The following is a 20,522-nucleotide window of genomic DNA, read 5'->3' as shown; positions in this document are numbered from 1 at the left end:
ATAAACTAGCTAAACACGACACACTGTTTGCATATGAAAACAATACTCCCGCCTGACGCCTTACTCGCCTTCGATGCACTGGCACGCACGGCCAGCTTTACCGCCGCTGCTGACTTGCTTGGTTGCACCAAAAGCCATATCAGCCAAAGTGTAAAACGCCTGGAGGCTGAGCTGGCTACCCTGCTTGTACTCAGAACCACAAGGCGCGTATCGCTCACAGAGGCGGGAATCAGGCTGGCAGTGCATGCCGCGGCATTGCGTGAAATGCTTCAGCAATCGCGCCGGGATATTGAAGGGCTGCAGGCTACGGTAGAGGGAGCTCTTCGTATCAGTGCCACTCAAGCCTTCGGGCAAGCCATACTGGCCCCAATCCTTGTTGAATTCAGCTTGCAATATCCCGCCATACGACTGGAATTAGATACCGATCACAGGCTGAAAAACCCCATCGCCGATGGCATTGATTTTTGCATCAGATCAAGAACAGTAGGGGATGAAAATCTGGTGGCAAGGCATTTAGGCTTATCGCAAAAAAGGATATACGCCTCAGCAAGTTATCTTGCGCAGGCAGGACGGCTGGACCATCCGTGTGATTTAGTATCGCACCGTGTTTTACTTGAATTACATCAGGAGCAAGAAGGCAGCTGGCTGCTGGAATGCGAAGGTAAAATTGAGCAAATTGAGCTGCGCAGCCAGTTTTCTATTGATAGCTATGCCAGCACAGCCAGCGCTGTTGCTGCTGGCTTTGGTGTCGCTTTATTACCTGCCTATATTGCAGAGCCGCTGGTCAGCAAAGGTGAAATGCAGGAGGTTTTACCAGGCTGGCAACCAGCGCCCTACCCCTTTTATCTGGTCTACCCCTACCATCATCCACTCCCCAAAAAATATGAGGCATTTATTCAATTTGTTGTGCCACGTATCCAGGCTTGCTTACAAAACAATTTGAGCAAGCCGATTCAATAAGCCGCACAAATTTCAGGCGTAAAAAAACCACTCAACCGATGAGGTGGAGTGGTGATTTATACAGCATGCATCAAGCAATACATGGCGTTCCCACGGGGAATCGAACCCCGGCCGCCGCCGTGAAAGGGCAGTGTTCTAACCGCTAAACTATGGGAACATCTTTAAAACATACTAAATATTTTTGAATCAATAAGACTCATCGTATTTAATGGTGCGGCTGAAGAGATTCGAACTCCTGACCCTCTGGTTCGTAGCCAGATACTCTATCCAACTGAGCTACAGCCGCATACTTCTATATATACTAAATTCTGGCGTTCCCACGGGGAATCGAACCCCGGCCGCCGCCGTGAAAGGGCAGTGTTCTAACCGCTAAACTATGGGAACATCTTGAAACTGTTTAAATATTTCTGAATCAGACAATTCATTATATTTATTGGTGCGGCTGAAGAGATTCGAACTCCTGACCCTCTGGTTCGTAGCCAGATACTCTATCCAACTGAGCTACAGCCGCTCTGCAAGTTCAAAAAATAAAAAAACCGGCTTAGCCGGCCTTGATATTCCGAACTTACGTCTTACAAATTCTGGCGTTCCCACGGGGAATCGAACCCCGGCCGCCGCCGTGAAAGGGCAGTGTTCTAACCGCTAAACTATGGGAACATCTTTAAAACTTATATATCACCACAAAGGTAAGTGATAAATGGTGCGGCTGAAGAGATTCGAACTCCTGACCCTCTGGTTCGTAGCCAGATACTCTATCCAACTGAGCTACAGCCGCTCTGCAAGTTCAAAAAATAAAAAAACCGGCTTAGCCGGCCTTGATATTCCGAACTTACGTCTTACAAATTCTGGCGTTCCCACGGGGAATCGAACCCCGGCCGCCGCCGTGAAAGGGCAGTGTTCTAACCGCTAAACTATGGGAACATCTTTAAAACTTATATATCACCACAAAGGTAAGTGATAAATGGTGCGGCTGAAGAGATTCGAACTCCTGACCCTCTGGTTCGTAGCCAGATACTCTATCCAACTGAGCTACAGCCGCAACATGCTTGGCGGAGAGCAAGGGATTCGAACCCTCGATACAGGTTTTGCCCGTATGCTCCCTTAGCAGGGGAGTGCCTTCGACCACTCGGCCAACTCTCCGTCAAGGACCCGAATACTACGCAAACACCGGAAGGGCGTCAACCGCTAAGCTGCAAATAATTTAAGTTTTATGAGCACTTTCTTACAGCACTACATCAATCCAAAGCTAGTGATTTGTTTTGTAAGGATAAAAAACAAAAAGGTGCAGAATAAAAAATTCTGCACCTTTTTAAAAAATCAGATATCACTGTCAAAAACATAGCAAACATTGTTTTGGAACAGAGTCAGATTCTTTATTTTGAGCTGATTTTACTGAATCATATCCAGACCAAACGCCTTATGCAGCACGCGCACAGCAAGCTCAAGATACTTTTCATCCACCACAACTGAGATTTTAATCTCAGAAGTAGAAATCATCTGAATATTGATCCCTTCTTCGGCCAGCGTTCTGAACATCGTTGACGCCACGCCCACATGCGAGCGCATGCCCACGCCCACGATAGATACTTTACAGATCTTATCGTCGCCATTGATCTGGCGGGCGCTGATCTGGCTTTGTGCGCCTTCTAATACTTTAATCGCACGGCCCAGATCATTTTTAGGCACGGTAAAGGAGAAATCAGTTGTGCCGTCCTGGCCCACGTTTTGGATAATCATATCAACGTCGATATTGGCATCCGCTACTGGCCCTAAGATTTGATAGGCAATGCCCGGTTTATCTGGCACGCCGATCACATTGATACGGGCTTCATCACGGTTAAACGCAATGCCGGAAATAACGGGTTTTTCCATCTTACTGTCTTCCTCGAAGGTAATCAGCGTGCCATCGCCCTCTTCTTCAAAAGAAGACAAGACACGTAACTTCACATTGTATTTACCGGCAAATTCAACCGATCGGGTCTGTAATACCTTTGAGCCTAAGCTGGCCATTTCCAGCATTTCTTCAAAAGTAATCGTGGAAAGCTTGCGTGCCTCTGGCACTACGCGCGGGTCTGTGGTGTAAACGCCATCCACATCAGTGTAGATCTGGCATTCGTCAGCCTTTAGTGCTGCGGCAAGCGCCACACCGGTGGTGTCGGAGCCACCACGGCCTAAGGTCGTGATATTGCCCTGTGCGTCTACGCCCTGGAAGCCAGCAACAATCACAACCTTGCCAGCTGCCAAATCGCTGCGCATTCCGCCATCGTCAATATGCTGGATGCGCGCCTTAGTGTGCGCGCTGTCGGTCAGGATCTTGACCTGACCACCGGTGTAGCTTACTGCATCAACGCCGATTTCTTTCAGCGCCATAGCCAGTAGGCCGATAGTGACCTGCTCACCGGTAGAGACAATGACATCCAATTCACGAGGATCCGGGTTGGCCTGAATTTCTTTAGCCAGTGCGATCAGCTTATTGGTTTCGCCGGACATCGCAGAAACAGCAACGACAATATCGTGCCCTTCTGCTTTGAATTTAGCCACGCGGCGAGCCACGTTTTTAATCCGCTCGGTAGAACCTACCGAGGTGCCGCCATATTTCTGGACAATCAATGCCATGGATCAAACCTGCTGCTTGGGTAGGTTTTAAAAGGAAAGATCATTGTAATGAAAGCCGGCCATCTTTTCGAGCAAGAAAACAGTTTAAGTCATTATTTATTCATGAATTGTTATGCTGTTTAGGCATAAACATCACAATCAATGAATATATGTTTTAAACACTCCGCCCCGAGCCTAGCTTTCTGTGCACAGAACAACAAAAAACCAACACAAAGAAGCAAACACACTCAAAAGAAATAAATCGAATTGAAAAAAAAGCGCAAAACTCAAGCTAACTTATGAGCTTTGTTTGCGCCTTTATTCATTGCGGTATAACTAAAGCCCGGGTCAGAACTCGACAAATACAGGCACCCGGGCCGCAACTGCACACATCAGCTCATAGCCGATGGTGCCCGCCGCAGCGGCAACATCATCAATAGACACGTTTTTGCCCCATAGCTCAACCTCGCTGCCCACACCAGAGCCAGGTAATTCGCTTAAATCAACAGCCAGCATATCCATTGATACGCGGCCAATCAACCGGCTGCGCGCGCCATCCACCAAAGCAGGGGTTCCCGTAGGTGCGTGGCGCGGATAACCATCGGCGTAGCCGCAAGCCACAATCCCTATTCGCATTGGCCTTGCCGCAACAAAGCCGGCTCCATATCCGACGGTATCGCCTTCTTTCAGCTCCTGAACAGCAATTACTTCGGCGCTTAGAGTCATGGCGGCCTGCAAACCCAGCTCTGCGGCACTTTTCCCGCTAAAAGGAGATGAACCATATAAAACAATGCCAGGTCTGACCCACTGACGCTGTGTTTCCGGATAAGCCAGTAAGGCCGCCGAATTAGCAAGAGAAACAGGCAGCCCCAGCCCGCTGCATGCCGCATCAAAACGCGCGCATTGCGCGGCCACACCCTGCTCCGGATCATCAGCAGTTGCAAAATGTGCCATCAGGGTAATACTTGCCACATTGCTGCATTGTTGCAGGCGCTCAACTAAAGCCGGCGCGTTTTCGGCAGGAAAACCAAGCCGGTTCATGCCGGTATTTAATTTTAAGAAAATATGTACAGGACGACTTAACTCTGTTTTTTCAAGCCAGCCTATGCCGCGCTCATCATGCACAGACAGCCAGAAATCGTGCTTTGCGCAAAGCTGCAACTCGGCGGCAGAAAACACACCTTCTAATAACAGGATGGCTTGCTTTACCCCTAACTCTCTTAAAGTCAGCGCAGAAGGCATTTCTAAAGTAGCAAAAGCATCTGCACCGGGCAGTGCAGCCGCCATATTTGCAATGCCATGGCCGTAGGCATTCGCTTTAACAACGGCAAAAACTTTACTATTTGGTGCACATGCTTTTACATGCGCATAATTAGAAGCAAGTGCTGCCGTATGAATCACAGCACGAATCGGGCGGGTCATGACAAAACCATGGCAAAGGAAAAGCGTAGAGTATAAACCTTGTTGATTACATGTAAGACGCAAAAGCGACAATGCTTTAACAATGACAGGCCGCAGTACTTAAATCCTTGCAGATATAAAAACCACCTTAGCGGCCTGCATTTAACCAGTTTATTGACCAATACCTCGCTGTTTACGCTGTAAATCCGGCAAAATCTGATCCCGGTCATGCAATTTTTTGCTTCGGCAGCCTAAGTCCGGCAGGATGCCTGCGTTTCGTGATATAAACCCCACACTATAAAAAAGGGTACTGTTCCAAGATGGATCGTGGATTTTTCATTATTCTTGGCGCGCAATTTTTATCTGCGCTTGCTGACAACGCCCTCTTCTTTGCGGCCCTTGCGCTACTAAAAGAGCAACATTCACCCGAATGGCATTTATCCATGCTGCTCTGGTGCTTTACAGTGTCTTATGTTGTGCTTGCCCCTTTTGCCGGCTCTTTTGCCGATTCCATGCACAAGGGCAAGGCCATGATGATTTGTAATGGCATCAAGCTGGCTGGCTGCCTTGGCATGCTTGTGGGTATCCCGCCGATTATGGCCTACGCCCTTGTGGGGTTTGGCGCTGCAGCCTATTCCCCTGCCAAATACGGCATCATTACCGAATACTTGCCACACGAAAAACTGGTTGCCGCAAATGGCTGGCTGGAAGGCGCAACCGTCAGCGCCATTATCTTTGGCACCATCCTGGGTGGCTTACTGGCCGGCTCGCACGTTGCCCCCTGGCTAAACAGTACCGTACTGGGGGCTTTCTTTAGCCCGGCGACCTTTGCCATTGCTGCAATTATTTTGCTTTATCTCGCCGCATCATGGCTGAACTGCTACATCCCTAAATTAAATGTAGAGCTCAAACCGCTGCAGCTGCAGCCTGTCGCGCTGATTAAAGAATTCTGGGGCTGTGTAGCCAAACTTTGGAAAGACCCTCAGGGCCAGTTATCCCTGGGTGTAACCACACTCTTTTGGGGGGCGGGGGCCACCATGCGCCTGGTAGTATTGAACTGGGCCATTATCTGGTTGAACTTTTCCATGGAGCAAGCGACTCAGCTAGTGGCTGTTGTTGCATTTGGCATTGCGGCAGGCGCCATTCTTGCCGGGCATTATGTGCCGCTCAAAAAAGCATTTTGTGTATTACCTGCTGGTATCGCCATGGGCGTTATGGTGATCGGCATGCTGTTTGTTCACAATACCTGGCTGGCTGCGTTTCTGATGTTTATTGTTGGCTGCCTGTCCGGCTTCTTTGTGGTGCCATTGAACGCAATGTTGCAACACAGGGGGCATACACTAATGGGTGCAGGGCACTCAATTGCCGTGCAAAACTTTAATGAGAATATCGGTATTCTGGTGATGGTGGGCATACACGCCATGATGGTGAAGTACTTCAGCCATCCCATTACCGACAATGTGAGTAAAGCGGTAGCCCACCAATTCCAGGCCAGCGGAATTCCTCCTATGTACGCCATCATCACCGGCTTTGGCCTGATGGTGGCCCTGACTATGATTGCGATCACCGTACGATTCCGGCGCGGTGTTCGTGCTGGAATTATGAATGACTAAATTTAGCCTGACCCTGATTGCCCTGATTCTTGTGGGCTGTGGCAAAGAAGCAGCAAAAGAAAAAACTGAGCGTCCTCCCCAGCAAGTAACGGCCACCACAACGCAGACTGCCGATATTGCGCTTAATTTAAGCGCCCAGGGCCATGTCAGCCCGCTGGATCAGGTGGAAGTACGCCCACAAACAAGTGGCCTGATTAGTAAAGTACATTTTAAAGAAGGCGATCAGATCCACGCGGGCCAGCTCTTATTCAGCCTGGACGCCAGGACAGAGGAAGCCAATGTGCGCCAAGCCATTGCTAAACTGGCACAAAGCCAGGCCCAGCTTGCTGCGGCAGAGCGGGATTACACCCGCTCTAAAGAGCTGGCACTGCAAAGCTTTATCTCCAAAACAGCCCTCGACAATGCCCAAAGTAAATTAGAAACCCTGCAAGCCACACTGGCTGCAGAGCGTGCGGCGGTGGATGCGGCAAAAATCAATTTATCTTATTCGCAAATCAAAGCGCCGCTCAGTGGCCGTGCGGGTCTGGTGGAAGTGCATACCGGCAGCTATGTGCAGCCGAGTATTGCTATTCCGCTGGTAACCATCAGCAAGCTGGACCCGATTACCGTGGCCTTCAGCCTGCCTGAGCGCGATTTAAGCCTTTTGCAAAACGCACCACAGCCTATTTTAGTCAGTGCCACCTTAGCTGATGGCAATAAAATGCAGGGCAAGCTGAGCTTTATCGATAACGCCGTTAACTCAAGCTCGGGCACGATTGCCTTAAAAGCAGAATTTTCTAACCCAAAAAATCTGCTCTGGCCTGGCGCTTTTGTACCTGTGCAGGTGGCTGCTGGCACGCTTAAAAACGCCGTGGTCTTGCCGACCCAGGCGGTGCAAACCGGCCCGGATCATCGCTTTGTTTTTGCGATCCAGGCCGATCAGACGGTTAAATCGATTCCGGTTGAATTGCTGCAAGTTGAAAACGAGCGCGCCGTGGTCAGCGGCATAGGCAGCAATATCAAAGTAGTGAAAGAAGGCGGGCAAAATCTGCGTGAAGGCAGCAAAGTTCGCGAAGCCAAAAAGCGTGACGCAAGCGCACCCAAAACTGCCGCCAGTGCCGCAAAATGAATATCTACATAAAAAGCACGCGCCAAACCAGCCCCACCTTTTATTCATTCACTAAGGAGATGCTCAAATGAATATCTCCTTACTCAGCATTAATAAGCCCATCGCAACGACACTTCTGTGGCTGGCGGTGGTGGTGGCCGGGGTAGTCGCTTGGTTTAATCTGCCGATTTCTGCCCTGCCCTCTTTTAATATGCCCACCATCGAGGTGTCTGGCAGCTTGCCTGGTGCCAGCCCGGAAACGATGTCCACCTCAGTGGCGACGCCGCTTGAAAAGCAATTTTCAACCATTCCCGGCCTTTCCGTCATTACCTCGAGCAGCACCCAGGGCCGGGTATCGCTGACGCTGGAATTTGACGCCAACCGCAATATCGACGATGCCGCCGTTGATGTGCAAGCCGCGCTCTACCGCGCATCGCGCAGCCTGCCCAAAGATATGACCAGCCCGCCAAGCTACCGCAAAGTAAACCCTGCGGATGCACCGGTGCTGATGGTGGGGATTAACTCGCCATCGATGAGCCTCGCCGAGCTGAACGATTACGGCGACAACCTGATTTCGCCCACGCTATCCACCCTGAATGGCGTGGCACAGGTCACGGTTTACGGGCAAAAACGCTTTGCCGTGCGGGTGCAAGTTAACCCGGAGCTATTAGCCGCAAGAGATATGACGCTGGCTGAGTTATCCGCAGCGCTTAAATCCGCCAATGCCAACAGCCCGGTTGGCCAGCTTGATGGCAAGCGCCAGGTTTTAGCACTGCAAGCCAATGAGCAGCTTAAAAATGCTGCCGATTTTTCCAACTTAATCGTTGCCCAAAAGAATAAACAACCGGTGCGCCTGTCAGACGTCGCCACGGTAGAAGACAGCGTGCAAGACGTAAAAAGCGGCAGCTGGATTAACGGCGAGCGCTCTATCGTGCTGGCCGTAATGCGCCAGTCGGACGCCAATACCGTGGCCGTGGTTGATGCGATTAAAGCCGCCCTGCCACAGCTTAAATCGCAAATGCCCGCTTCTGTAAATGTGCAGGTTTTAAACGACAGATCGCAATCGGTGCGCGAAGCCATTCACGATGTCAACCTCACCATGCTGCTGACCATGCTGCTGGTGGTGGGGGTGATTTTGCTGTTTTTACGCCGGGCGGCAGCCACGCTGATTCCCGCTTTATCGCTGCCCATCTCGCTGATTGCCACCTTTGCACTGATGCACTGGCTGGGTTACAGCCTCGACAATATCTCGCTGATGGGGCTGACCATTGCCATTGGTTTGGTGGTGGATGATGCGATTGTGGTGCTTGAAAACATCATGCGCCACGTTGAAAACGGCATGAAACCGATGGAAGCCGCCATTCAGGGCGCGCAGGAAGTCGGCTTTACCGTGGTATCGATTTCGGTGTCCCTCATTGCCGTGTTTATCCCGATTTTCTTTATGCCAGGCACCATTGGCCTGCTGTTCCATGAGTTTGCCGCCGTCGTCACCTTAGCGATTATGGTGTCCGCCGTGGTGGCGCTGACGCTGATCCCAATGCTGGCGGCGCGTTATATTAAACACGAAGCGCCTGATGCCCATGTGCCCGCATGGAGCCGTTTTTTTGAGCGGGGCTTTCAAAAAGTGCTTGGCGCGTATCAGCGCACGCTGGATTGGAGCTTGGGCCGCCGCAAACTGATGCTGATCATTGCGCTCGCCACCTTTGTACTCACAGGCTGGCTGTATCAATCCATGCCCAAGGGCTTTTTCCCCGAAGAAGATATCGGCCAGATTCAGGCCAGCTCTGAGGGCCCACAGGATATTGCCTACCCCGCCATGCTGAAATTACATACAGAAGTAGCCGAGCGCATCCAAAAAAATCCCAATGTAAACGTGGTGGTTTCCAGCTTATCCAGTGGCAATCGTGGCCGGATGTTTATTACCCTCAAGCCACGCAGTCAGCGCGCTTCGATGGAAAAAACCGTAGCCAGTCTGCGTAAAGACACCAGCGGTATTACCGGTATCTCGGTATTTTTTAACCCGACCCAAAACTTGAAAATTGGCGCGCGCAGCTCAAAAAGCCGTTACCAGTACACCCTGCAAGCCGTGCAATCTGGCGAGCTAGGAGACTGGTCTGAAAAACTGATGCGGGCCATGCGACAAAACCCCATCTTTACCGAAGTCACCTCCGACACCGAAAAACGCGGCCTGCAAGCCCGCTTAAATATCGACCGCGACAAGGCGCAAACCCTGGGCGTGGATATGCAAAACCTGCGCGAAACACTCTATGGCGCATTTGGTGAGCGGGAGATCAGCACTATTTATCTGCCGCAAGATAGTTACTCGGTACTGATGCAGCTGCAAGACGATTATCGGCGCGATGAATCGGCGATGAATAAGCTCTATGCCCGCAGCAATAATGGCGTGCTGGTGCCGATCTCGGCGTTTTCCAGCGTCGAGCGCATCATGACTAATAACGCCATCAACCACCAGGGCCAGCTGCCTGCGGTAACGCTGTCGTTTAATATGGCCGAAGGTAAAACGCTGTCTGAAGCCGCAGCCAAGATCGAAGCCCTGAAGCAGGAAATCCAGCTGCCATCCAAAGTATTTGGTGCTTTTGCCGGGGATGCCGCCGTATTCCAGCAATCGCAAAACACCCAGCTCTGGCTGATTTTAGTGGCTGTGGCGGTGATTTATGTGATTCTGGGCGTGCTGTATGAAAGCTGGATTCACCCGCTGACCATTCTGGCGGGCATTCCATCGGCAGCCGTGGGGGCGCTGATTGCGCTGGATCTGGTCGGCCTGCCGCTCACCTTTATCGCCATGGTCGGGATTTTGCTCCTGATTGGTATCGTCAAGAAAAACGCCATTATGATGATCGACTTTGCGCTGGAGGCTGAGCGCAAAGAAGGCAAAGCGCCTGTGGACGCGATTCGTGAAGCCTGCTTATTACGATTCCGCCCCATTATGATGACGACGCTGGCCGCCATTATGGGGGCCATGCCCATTGCCATCGGTATCGGTGCAGGGGCCGAGCTGCGCCAGCCCATGGGCGTGGCGGTGGTCGGCGGCTTAGTGCTGTCGCAACTGATTACCCTCTATATCACCCCAGCACTGTATTTAAGCTTTGATGGTTTGCAAAAGCGCTGGCAGAAAGCCAAATAAGAGAAAGGCCAGCAAAGATGCTGGCCTTTTTAGTATCTATGATCATACCTGAAAGCTTGCTTGCTTAAAATTTAATCAGCAAAAAAAACCACCTACAGATCAAGTACTTGCGCTACTTATCCACAGCGCACTCACAAGCTTGTGCTACTGGATCGGGGATAAACGGTAAGGTTATCCAAACCGTAAAGCCTGCATAGATTGATCCATCATGCACTGAACTGGATCCCCGATAAATTCACTAGTGGATGACGGGTTCGTTTACTTGATTAATCAGTCTGCAACCCGCTCCTTACAAGTTGTAAACCAGAATCAGAGCAATCAGCGCTGGGGCAACAATGCGGCACATCCACTTCATGCCGCAGTTTAAAACGGGACTGAGCTCCAGCTCGGCTTCGATCACGGGCCAGATTCTCCAGCCTGCAAATAGCGCTGTGCCAATGCCACCCAGCGGCAGCAGGATATTGGATGCGCTGTAATCCATCAGCTCGAACACATTGCGGCCAAACCATTTGTATTCGCCCAGCACACCAAATGAGAGCGAGGCTGGCACGCCTGCAAGAAACACCAGCAGAGTAATCACACCGGTGGTGGCTTTGCGTGGCAGATTCCATTCATCAATCGGGTACACCGCCACCAGCTCCAGCAAAGACACCGATGAGGTAAGCGCCGCGACCAGCAGCAGGGCAAAGAAAGCCGAGGCAAAAAATTGGCCAAATGGCAGATGGTTAAACACCACCGGCATGGTCATATAGGTAAGGCCCGGGCCTGCTGCGGCATCCAGGCCAAAGGCGGTAATAGCCGGGAAAATCATCAGGCCAGCTAGGATGGAGGTCATCGTGGTTAAACCGGTGACCCACATCGCGGCATTGGTGAGCTTCACATCACGCCCAAGATAGGAGCCATAAGCCAGCATGCAGCCCGCGCCTACTGATAGCGAGAAAAACGCTAGGCCCAGCGCATCGACCAGCATTTTTGAGTTTACTTTAGAGAAATCCGGCGCTAAAAACGCCAGCACGCCAGCCCCTGCTCCCGGCAAAGTGAGAGAGCGGACAATCAGACCCAGCATCAGCAAAAATAAGGCAGGCATCAGTATCTTGCCTGCCCGCTCTATGCCTTTTTGAATGCCGGACATCACCACAATCAGGGTAAGCAGGGCAAACAGGGCGTGGGTGATAATCGGTTCAACCGGGCTGGAAACATACTGCCCGAATAAAGCGCCCAGGGCCTTGGGATCGTTGCTCATGACGCGGCCATCGATGGCACGCAGCAAATAGCCGATGGTCCAGCCGCCCACCACGCTATAGAAAGAAAACACCGTTAAGCCGCAGAGTACACCGATATAACCAACGGCCGACCATCCCTTCCCGCCCAGCTTTTTAAACGCGCCCACAGCACCACATGCAGCAGCACGGCCAATGGCGATTTCGGCCAGCATCAGCGCAATGCCCAGGGTAAAAGTGATCAGTACAAAGATCAACAGAAACGCACCACCACCATTCATGGCGGTAACGTAGGGGAATTTCCAGATTGAGCCTAAGCCGACGGTGGCCCCTGCGGAGGCAAGAATAAAGCCGAGTTTAGAGCTCCATTGCGAACGAGACATGCGCTATTCCTAGTAGCGGCAAATAAGCACTAAGGATGTGGCTCAAAATAATTTCCCGTTGGACCTAGCAACACAAAAGCGTCATCCCCGAGTGTCTTTATCGGGGATCCAGCAGAATAGCTAGTTTCCCGCCAAAAGCACGCGGGAATGACGACATTTTGTAGTGGGACGTTATCTGAACCAAGCCAAAAGCCATTTACCAAGTATATCTGCCACCGAATGCGCGAGCAAAAAACAAAGGCCGCCCTTTCGGCGGCCCCATAGATCAACGGTGCCGCTCAAATTAGAAGCGCCACCAGCCTGCAAAGAAATTGATCATATTTGTATTCATGCTTTTTAGAATGCCTTGTAAGCTGCCTGATAGTCAAGCAGTAATTTTGCGTTGCAGCAAGTGTTTACAGATTTTTCACCAGCACCGTGGTAATCAGCACAGGCGCAAGATAGCGGCAGGTCATCAGCCATGCTTGCCGTTTCCAGCCTTGCAAACCGACTTCATCCACCAGCGTGTCGCCTGCTTTCCAGCCAGCGAGTAATGCGAGGCCAATCCCGCCCACAGGCATGGCCAGGTTGGATACAAAGTAATCCATCGCATCAAAAATGCTTTTGCCAAAGATGCGCACATCAGACCAGATACCAAACGACCACGAAGCGGGAATACCGCATAAGAACACCGCCAGCGCGATGCCAATCAAGACAGGGCGGCGCGGCAGCTTCAGATCGTCAATAAACCAGATAGCAATCAGCTCCAGCATGGCCACGGATGAAGACAAAGCAGCCATGGCCAGCAAAGCAAAAAAAGCAACGGCAAACAATTGCCCCAAAGGCAGATGCATAAACACCACCGGCATGGTCATAAAGGTGAGCCCTGGCCCTGCCGCCGGGTTTAAGCCAAAAGCCGCCACCGCAGGGAAAATCATCAGCCCTGCTAAGAGCGCAATCATCACAGCCAGAAACACCACCCACAGCGATGCGGAAAGAATTTCTTCGCTGGAATGCATATAAGAGCCATAAGCCACCATCGCCCCCACGCCCAAAGACAGCGAGAAAAACGCCAGCCCCAAGGCTTCAACCACCATAGCCGGATTAACGCGGCTCCAGTCTGGCGCTAAAAACTGCACCACTCCGGCCCATGCGCCCGGCAGCGTTAAAGAGCGCACCATCAGGATCAGCATAATAATAAACAGCGCCGGCATAAGCACCTTGCCTGCCCGCTCTATGCCTTTTTCGATGCCGCCCAGCACAATGCCCAAAGTGGCCAGCGTAAACAGCGCGTGGGTAATCAGGGGTTTCACCGGATCAGATACAAAGCTGCCAAACATCGCTTCTAATGCTTTTGGATCGGCACTGAGTACGCTGCCATCAATGGCCTTGCCAAGGTAGGCAAAAGTCCAGCCGCCCACCACACTATAAAATGAAAACAGCACAAAGCCTGCGATCACTCCCAAAAGGCCCAGGAGCGCCCAGTGCTTGCCACCCACTTTTTTAAACGCGCCCACCGCGCCGTTGGCGGCCGAGCGGCCTAAGGCAATCTCGGCCATCATCAGCGCGAGGCCCAGGGTAAAGCTAAAAATCAGAAACAACAGCAAAAACGCCCCGCCACCATTCATGGCCGTGACATAAGGAAACTTCCAGATTGCCCCCAGCCCAATGGCCGAGCCAGCCGCCGCCAAAATAAAGCCCAAACGCGAGCCCCAAGCATTACGTGTTGTCATAAAACATCCTGCGTTTTTTAATAAATGAGCCCGGGAGCTCTATGCAAATCTAAAACAAGGCTTTTTTAAGTGCCGTCGGCACAGTGTTTCAGGTGCGGGAATCCCCCGCGTGGGACTTACTTTCTTGCTTCGCCAAGAAAGTAAGCAAAGAAGGCGACCCCACGAAACACGAAAGCCCCTGCGCTGCGGACAATCGAGTCGGCGGCGAGCGGGACTCGCTCGTGCCTCGCTGCCCCTGGCCGAAACCCCGCCCCGCTTGTTCCTCTCTCCGGCGTGTTTCAAGGGGACTCTTAAGCTCCCTGCAATGAGCCGGAATGTCCCCAACTGGGGCTAAGATTGACAATACTTAAACCCAAAATATATATTCAACTCAAAAAGATTTTTCTCCGTGAAACTCCGTGTTCTCTGTGTTCTCCTTGGTTCAAGATTTGGGTTTTAGCATCACTTACAGATTCTTCACCAAAATCACTGCAATAGATAAAGGGGCGACTACGCGGCAGCTCCATTTCAGGCCGAAGAGGGGCAGGCCAGCCAAGCCGGAGTGTTCTTCCAATAGTGGCCATACGCGCCAGCCTGCGAAGAGGGCCACGCCGATTCCGCCCAGTGGCATCATCACATTGGAGACGCTGTAATCCATCAGATCAAAAATGGTTTTGCCAAAGAATTTCACATCTGCCCATGGGCCAAAAGACAGCGATGCGGGGATACCGCAGAGGAAAACTGCCAAAGACAAAGCCAGAATCACTTTGCGACGTGGCAGTTTGTATTCATCCAGAAAGAGCGTAGCGATCAGCTCGAGCATAGAAACAGATGACGTCAGCGCGGCCACCGAAAGCAGGGCAAAGAAGGCGATGGCAAAGATTTGGCCGAAGGGCAGGCTGGCAAACACCACCGGCATAGTCATAAAGGTCAGGCCCGGGCCTGCGCTTGGATCCAGCTTAAAGGCAAACAGCGCAGGGAAAATCATCAGCCCGGCCAAGATCGCCACGGTACAAGACAGGCCCACCACCCAAGCTGCCGAGTGCAATACCGGTGTTTCTTGTTTGACATAAGAGCCGTAAGCAATCATGCCGCCCGTGCCTAAAGACAGCGAGAAAAACGCCAGCCCCAATGCATCCACCACCATGGCCGGAGTCAGTTTAGAGAAATCAGGCGCAAAGAAGGCCACCACGCCCTGCCATGCACCTGGCAGCGTCAAAGAGCGGGCAATCAAAATCAGCATGATGATAAAGAGACCGGGCATCAGCAATTTGCTGGCGCGCTCAATCCCTTTTTCGATACCGCCAATCACAATGCCCAGCGTTGCCAGTACAAAAGCGCCGTGGGTCAGAATCGGCCAGAAAGGATTGGATACATAATGCTCGAAAGTATCTTTTAGCACCTTAGTGTCGGTGGTCAGCACCGAGCCATCTATAGCCAGCGCAAGGTAAGCCAGCGTCCAGCCGCCCACTACGCTGTAAAAGCTGTAGAGCACAAAGCCTGCGAAAATCCCCATCATGCCAATCAGCGGCCAGGATTTACCCGCCAGCTTGCGAAACATCCCTACCGGGCCGGTTTGCGCGCTACGGCCCAGGGTAAATTCCACCACCATTTGGGCTAGGCCCAGGGTGAAGCTAAAGAATAAAAACAGCAATAAAAACACGCCACCGCCATTCATGGCCGTCACGTAAGGGAATTTCCAAATAGCCCCAAGGCCAATGGCCGAGCCTGCCGCGGCAAGGATAAATCCCAGCTTAGAGCCCCAGTTAGAGCGAGTAGTCATGATGTGGTCCTTAATTTTTTTTAAGCTCAGGAACCAGCAAATCAGGCAGGCCATAAATGCAAAAAGGCCGCCTGATTTGGCGGCCTTGGATGCTTTAATCTGTGTGTTTCAGATGAACGCGACCCATCGGGCTGCCAGTGGGCAAGCCAGATAATAATAAGAATAAACGCGGTTCAGATTCATCATAGTGAGCGCATCTTCGACCGTGCAGCGGTGGGCTGTCAAGCCAGAAAAAAGTCATGGGTTTGCTGAAGCACGGCCATGCTCTTATTCAGAGCCCTTGTTTAATGGCCATTTTAAAAGCAGTAAAAAATCTTTTATTACAAGCAGTTAAAACCAGTAAAAGCCCATATAAAGGGCTAAAAACAGCCTTGATGTTTTCTAATCATCAAGACTGTTTCTGGTAATAAGACCCAGAATAAACGCCGGTCCGCCAAGGCCTGCCCTGCGATAAAAAATAAAACCAGGGCAGCAGCTGCCCTGATTTCATCCAATACGCTTAAGCCCCGGCCCAGCAGGCCTCTTCACTTTGATTCACAGGTTTTGCATCCAGCACCACCCGAATATCTTTAAATTGCGTACCGCGCTGCAGGCGAACGGTAATGCTGTCTGCCAGCCCGGCCTGATCGGCATCGCGGCGGTAAGTAAAGCTGCCATATTCAGCAAAATTAATCCGCCCCAGCTTGGCTGAATTCAGCAGCACAAAGCGATCAAGCTGCTGATTAGCGGCCAGGGTAACCCGCAGGCAGCGCCCTGCACTGCTAAAGCGCGTTTGTAATAAGGCCAGATTATTTGGATTAACTGGCGGCAGGGTGGGCACCGTAGTTGGCACTGCAGTAGGCCGCGTTGGCGGGCTGGTCGGCTTAGGTGTTGGCACCGCAGTTGGGCGGACTGGCGGGCTGGTTGGCACAGGCGTTGCAGTCGGGCGGGTTGGCGGCTCAACAGGCACAGCCGTCGGGACGGGCCCCGTGCCATTGGCCAGCGGGCCTTCGCAGCGCAGGGCGGCACGATGCGCATCCAGCTGATAATCACTGGCAAAGCAGTTAACCGCCAGCATATTATTGGCGCTGCCTTGCAGGTTTTTCAGTGCGTTATTTAGTAATACATCGCTTTCCTGATGCGCTTCTGTCAGCGTACTGGCACGAATAGCGGTTTGTCCTGTGCATTCAAAACGGCGCAGCTCACTGCCCGCGCCCTCTGCCCATACGCGGCAGGCCAGCGGCAGCGCTTTGCCCATTAAAGATTGAATATGCGCCACATCACTTAACTGCCATGCCGATTGCGCCAGCCAGTCCTGGCCCTCGATGGTGGAGGTATCCCCCAGCTGGCCAGCCTTTTGCAATTCAACTTGCTGCGCTACAAACTCTTTAAAGCGGGCACTTAAAGCCGTATCAGCGCCGAGGCGTTTCACCAGAGCATCAAAGCCTTTTACATCATCGTTACGCAATTGCTGCAATACATCGGCCAGAATGCCCGGCTCATTGCGATGCAAGAAGTAGAACCACAGCGCCGAATGACTGTAGAAATCCCAGCCATCGCTATAGCTTGAACGCATAATTTGCGCGGGGGTCTGAAAGCTGGCCGGCCAGTTATTCGCCACCACATCCACTACATGGCCACGTACTTTAATGCCCTCACGCGAGGTGCTCCACGCCATAAACTCGGCAAAGCCTTCGTCATACCAAGGCATACGGCGGCTGTCGCGGAAGAATTCGCTGGAGCCCCACATGCCTGGCTGAATAAAGCGGCCGGATAAATAATGCACATATTCGTGGCGGACCAGCTCTTCTAAAGACAGCGTACTTTCCTGGCTGGTGCGCTCAAAGGTATAAAAAGTAGCGCCATTTTCAATATAAATACCCCCGTTATCGGTAGATAAATCATTCAGTAAGCCCTGATAGCGGCCATAATCGGTTTTTGTACCGTAAATCACCATACGTAAACGTGCATTTGGATCATCTTTTACCGGCTGGCTTACGCCACTTACCCGCTTAAGCTGCGCCTCAACCTGCTTCATAGCGTAATAAAGCGGCTCTACCTGCTTGCGGCTAAGCGGCGTTTCAAAAACCAGATTGCCATTATCAAATGCCCAGCGATTAGGAAATAAGCGGGCTTTCAGCTCGGCTTCGGCATTGCAAATGTTGTAACGATCGCAAGGCACTTTGGCGATTTTTTTCAGCGCATAAACCGCCTCGGCCCATGCCGCTGAATAACGCTCTGAATTCAGATGCTGCGCCACAGCAGGCTCGGCAAGCGGCGTGGTTCTTGGGTAAAGCATAAAGCGGCCAGTTTCACGCAGTGTATTTAAAAACATCTGCTCATCTGCAAAAGCAGAGCTGCCCTGGCGCACAATCGCCGCCAGAGACTTAACTAAACCATCAAGCTGGCCTGATTCTGCTTTCTGATCAAAGCCACTCTGGCCATGCAGATTAAACAAAGTGGTTTGCACAGGATGCAAAGCATATTGAGCATAGCTTTGCTTAAACTGCCCCTGATAGCGGCCAAAAAAAGCGCTAAGTAATGGCAATGCATATTCAGGCTGGCGCACCGAATCGGCCAGAATCATGGTTTCGCTGACACTTTGCCGCGCATCATTCTGGCGCTCCCATGCATCACTGGATTGAGATTCATCCTCTGCAGGGTTTAACCAGATCGCCGGGTTATCCGCCAGCGCGCTCACCACCTGCATAACGGGCTGATCCACTGTGCGCCCGTATTCGCCCACTTCTCTGGCATGGCTGTACTGGGTGAAATAACCCGCTTTTAAAAATGTGGCCAGAGGCCAAAGGCCATTGGGCTTGGCCGGATTCCACTGGCGAGCGCGCAAGCGGGCTTCTTTTGCCACCGCCTGCATATTTGCAGCCGAAATCACCGGATAAGTTGCCGCATCGGCCTCAAAAAGCCGGTTAATACAGCGCCCTTCTACCGTCGCCACATAGCTGGCCAGTGCCGCGCCCGATAAAGAAAATAATCGCTGATCGCATTCTGCATAAAGCGGCGCTGCCGCCACGCCTTTTTGCAAGGCTGATACCTGTGGATGATCAGGCATTCCTTTTGCCCCGGCCTGTGGCGGCAGGCCAAACGGATGGCTGGGCTGCTCACCCAGAACAGGGGCATGCTCTGATTTCCCCTGCTGGCTGGCAGCGGGTGGCGGGGCAGATTCTGCGGTGTTTTCGCCTCCCGTTGTTACACATGCGGCCATGATGCTGGCAAGAGCAATTGCCAATACAGCAGCCTGTGTACTTCGCTTATTTATTACTTTTTTAATGCGCATAAATCAGCTCCAATTAGTAATACTTACAAAATTAGAACATCATTATGTACTTGTGATTTATTTAAATAAACACATTTAAATATTAAAGAAAGAAAACCTCAATTAAATAGAAAGTAAATACATAAATAATTGTAAGCACAATTGCTTATTGGGATATTGATTTAACGCTTAATCACACTTTATTAAAATCAGTAAAAAAGAGACACACCTCCCCATAAGGCACCAAAAGCCATTCACCTGCATCGTCTGCACTTAACAACAAACTATCCATCGCCTTTAAAACAAACTGCTGCCCGCCCTTCTGGCATAAAACAGATTCACCTCCGGCCAAAAATAAGAGGCCACTTTCACCCGCAAAAACCCAGGTTTCCGGCATGCTAAAAACCTGCTGGCGCAATAAATGGCGATAGCTGCTGCGCCTTGTCATCACATTAAAATCAATCACTTCGCCCTGCAGCAGGCGGGCATGCACCTTAGCCTCGCCGGCAAAACGCAGCGGCTGATCTTGGGGCATCAGAGTCTGCGGCCCGCCCTTGCCAAATTGCAGGCTTACCCCCTTCCCCGCCACAATAGCCAGGCTGCGGTCAACGCCTGCAAATTCTGAAAAGCCACCATCAAGCCCTATCGTGGCCATGCTGATACGCCAGTCAAAATGATCCAGCGATGCGTCTTTCGGAAAAATAACAATCTCTGACGTCATTCCCCCGCCGTTTTTCCAGGCTTGCACGGGTAAATTCTTTTTTTGTATTATTTTGGGCATTTTAAATTTCACCTAATTAAGTTAATCCACAATACACTGTCTAAAACCTGACAACCATTATCATCTGATCAGCAGACTCAAATACAACCATGAGCGATCATTGCCAAAGCTGTGGCGCATGCTGCACCCATTTCCGTGTTTCATTCTATTGGGGTGAAAGCGATGCGGCCCAGGGCGGCAGCGTGCCAGCCCGCTTAACCATCCCTATCCATTCTATTTATGTTGCCATGCGCGGCACAGACCAGCACCCCAGCCGCTGCGTGGCATTAACAGGAAAAGTAGGTGAGAAGGTCAGCTGCAGCATCTATGAGCAGCGCTCAAGTACGTGTAAAGAAGTCATGGCAGGGGATGAGCAATGTAATAAGGCAAGGCGGGCGCATAATCTAAGCCCGATAATTGATCAGCCCAAAGAAGCTGCCGAAATACTTTGCTGATGTTAGATTAGAGAACTGATGCTACGCAGAGATCATCTTTTTAGTGCCTTCGGCACGTTAATTTTGGAGCGGTTGCCACCGCAGGGGCCTTCCTTTCTTGAACGGCCAAGAAACGAAGCCAAGCCACAAACTCAAAGCACGAAAGCTCCTTCTGCGGTCCAATCGAGTCGGCGGCA

At 51.5% G+C, this 20,522-nt stretch carries 12 protein-coding genes and 9 tRNA genes; 5 read left to right on the top strand and 16 right to left on the bottom strand.

The window, feature by feature from the left end; translation table 11 throughout:
* Positions 1-33 precede the first annotated feature (33 nt).
* Entirely contained in the window at positions 34-960 is a 927-nt protein-coding gene (locus CSQ88_RS11275) for a LysR family transcriptional regulator (RefSeq protein WP_099398195.1), read from the top strand.
* An 82-nt stretch (positions 961-1,042) separates the two neighbouring features.
* Here the strand turns inward: CSQ88_RS11275 and CSQ88_RS11270 are convergent.
* The 11 genes from CSQ88_RS11270 to alr all read right to left on the bottom strand — a co-directional run bounded on the left by CSQ88_RS11270 (position 1,043) and on the right by alr (position 4,977).
* Positions 1,043-1,117, bottom strand: a tRNA-Glu gene (locus tag CSQ88_RS11270).
* Between the two features lie 52 nt (positions 1,118-1,169).
* Positions 1,170-1,246: transfer RNA gene (locus tag CSQ88_RS11265), tRNA-Arg, on the bottom strand.
* 23 nt (positions 1,247-1,269) lie between these two features.
* Positions 1,270-1,344, bottom strand: a tRNA-Glu gene (locus tag CSQ88_RS11260).
* 50 nt (positions 1,345-1,394) lie between these two features.
* Positions 1,395-1,471 (bottom strand) — tRNA-Arg (locus CSQ88_RS11255).
* 71 nt (positions 1,472-1,542) lie between these two features.
* A tRNA-Glu gene (locus CSQ88_RS11250) sits at positions 1,543-1,617 on the bottom strand.
* A gap of 41 nt (positions 1,618-1,658) precedes the next feature.
* Positions 1,659-1,735 (bottom strand) — tRNA-Arg (locus CSQ88_RS11245).
* Positions 1,736-1,806: 71 nt separating this feature from the next.
* Positions 1,807-1,881, bottom strand: a tRNA-Glu gene (locus tag CSQ88_RS11240).
* A 41-nt stretch (positions 1,882-1,922) separates the two neighbouring features.
* Positions 1,923-1,999 (bottom strand) — tRNA-Arg (locus CSQ88_RS11235).
* A gap of 8 nt (positions 2,000-2,007) precedes the next feature.
* Positions 2,008-2,100: transfer RNA gene (locus CSQ88_RS11230), tRNA-Ser, on the bottom strand.
* A 249-nt stretch (positions 2,101-2,349) separates the two neighbouring features.
* The gene (locus CSQ88_RS11225) at positions 2,350-3,576 is read right to left on the bottom strand and encodes an aspartate kinase (protein WP_099398194.1); all 1,227 of its coding nucleotides are present in this window, start codon (positions 3,574-3,576) and stop codon (positions 2,350-2,352) included.
* A gap of 327 nt (positions 3,577-3,903) precedes the next feature.
* The gene (gene alr, locus CSQ88_RS11220) at positions 3,904-4,977 is read right to left on the bottom strand and encodes an alanine racemase (RefSeq protein WP_099398193.1); all 1,074 of its coding nucleotides are present in this window, start codon (positions 4,975-4,977) and stop codon (positions 3,904-3,906) included.
* Positions 4,978-5,276: 299 nt separating this feature from the next.
* Here alr and lplT point away from each other — a divergent pair, with 299 nt between their 5' ends.
* The 3 genes from lplT (at position 5,277) to CSQ88_RS11205 (ending at position 10,801) form a co-directional block, all read left to right on the top strand.
* A complete protein-coding gene (lplT, locus tag CSQ88_RS11215) occupies positions 5,277-6,569 on the top strand; it encodes a lysophospholipid transporter LplT (protein WP_099398192.1) in 1,293 nt (430 codons plus the stop codon).
* Positions 6,562-7,677, top strand: a complete 1,116-nt coding sequence (locus tag CSQ88_RS11210) for an efflux RND transporter periplasmic adaptor subunit (protein ID WP_099398191.1) — start codon at positions 6,562-6,564, stop codon at positions 7,675-7,677. The genes lplT and CSQ88_RS11210 overlap by 8 nt, the downstream gene beginning before the upstream one ends.
* A gap of 67 nt (positions 7,678-7,744) precedes the next feature.
* Positions 7,745-10,801 carry an efflux RND transporter permease subunit gene (locus tag CSQ88_RS11205; protein WP_099398190.1) on the top strand — a complete coding sequence of 1,019 codons (3,057 nt, stop codon included), beginning with the start codon at positions 7,745-7,747 and terminating at the stop codon, positions 10,799-10,801.
* A 289-nt stretch (positions 10,802-11,090) separates the two neighbouring features.
* Here the strand turns inward: CSQ88_RS11205 and CSQ88_RS11200 are convergent, their stop codons facing one another.
* The 5 genes from CSQ88_RS11200 to CSQ88_RS11180 all read right to left on the bottom strand — a co-directional run bounded on the left by CSQ88_RS11200 (position 11,091) and on the right by CSQ88_RS11180 (position 19,912).
* A complete protein-coding gene (locus CSQ88_RS11200) occupies positions 11,091-12,404 on the bottom strand; it encodes a sodium-dependent transporter (protein ID WP_099398189.1) in 1,314 nt (437 codons plus the stop codon).
* Between the two features lie 395 nt (positions 12,405-12,799).
* A complete protein-coding gene (locus CSQ88_RS11195; RefSeq protein WP_099398188.1) occupies positions 12,800-14,116 on the bottom strand; it encodes a sodium-dependent transporter in 1,317 nt (438 codons plus the stop codon).
* 445 nt (positions 14,117-14,561) lie between these two features.
* Positions 14,562-15,878: a sodium-dependent transporter gene (locus tag CSQ88_RS11190; protein WP_180273631.1), complete on the bottom strand. Its 1,317-nt coding sequence runs from the start codon at positions 15,876-15,878 to the stop codon at positions 14,562-14,564.
* A 499-nt stretch (positions 15,879-16,377) separates the two neighbouring features.
* Entirely contained in the window at positions 16,378-19,152 is a 2,775-nt protein-coding gene (locus CSQ88_RS11185) for a collagenase (RefSeq protein ID WP_099398187.1), read from the bottom strand.
* A 172-nt stretch (positions 19,153-19,324) separates the two neighbouring features.
* Positions 19,325-19,912, bottom strand: a complete 588-nt coding sequence (locus tag CSQ88_RS11180; RefSeq protein ID WP_143449468.1) for a HutD family protein — start codon at positions 19,910-19,912, stop codon at positions 19,325-19,327.
* A gap of 89 nt (positions 19,913-20,001) precedes the next feature.
* On the opposite strand from CSQ88_RS11180, the gene CSQ88_RS11175 reads away from it, so the two are divergent.
* Complete coding sequence (locus CSQ88_RS11175) at positions 20,002-20,346, top strand: YkgJ family cysteine cluster protein (protein ID WP_099398185.1); 345 nt, start codon at positions 20,002-20,004, stop codon at positions 20,344-20,346.
* The last annotated feature ends 176 nt before the right edge of the window (positions 20,347-20,522 follow it).

The organism is Iodobacter sp. BJB302, assembly GCF_002735645.1.
In the GTDB taxonomy this organism is placed as follows: Bacteria; Pseudomonadota; Gammaproteobacteria; order Burkholderiales; family Chitinibacteraceae; genus Iodobacter.
The sequence above is the reverse complement of the archived record's forward strand: the minus strand, read 5'-3'. Positions and strand labels throughout refer to the sequence as shown.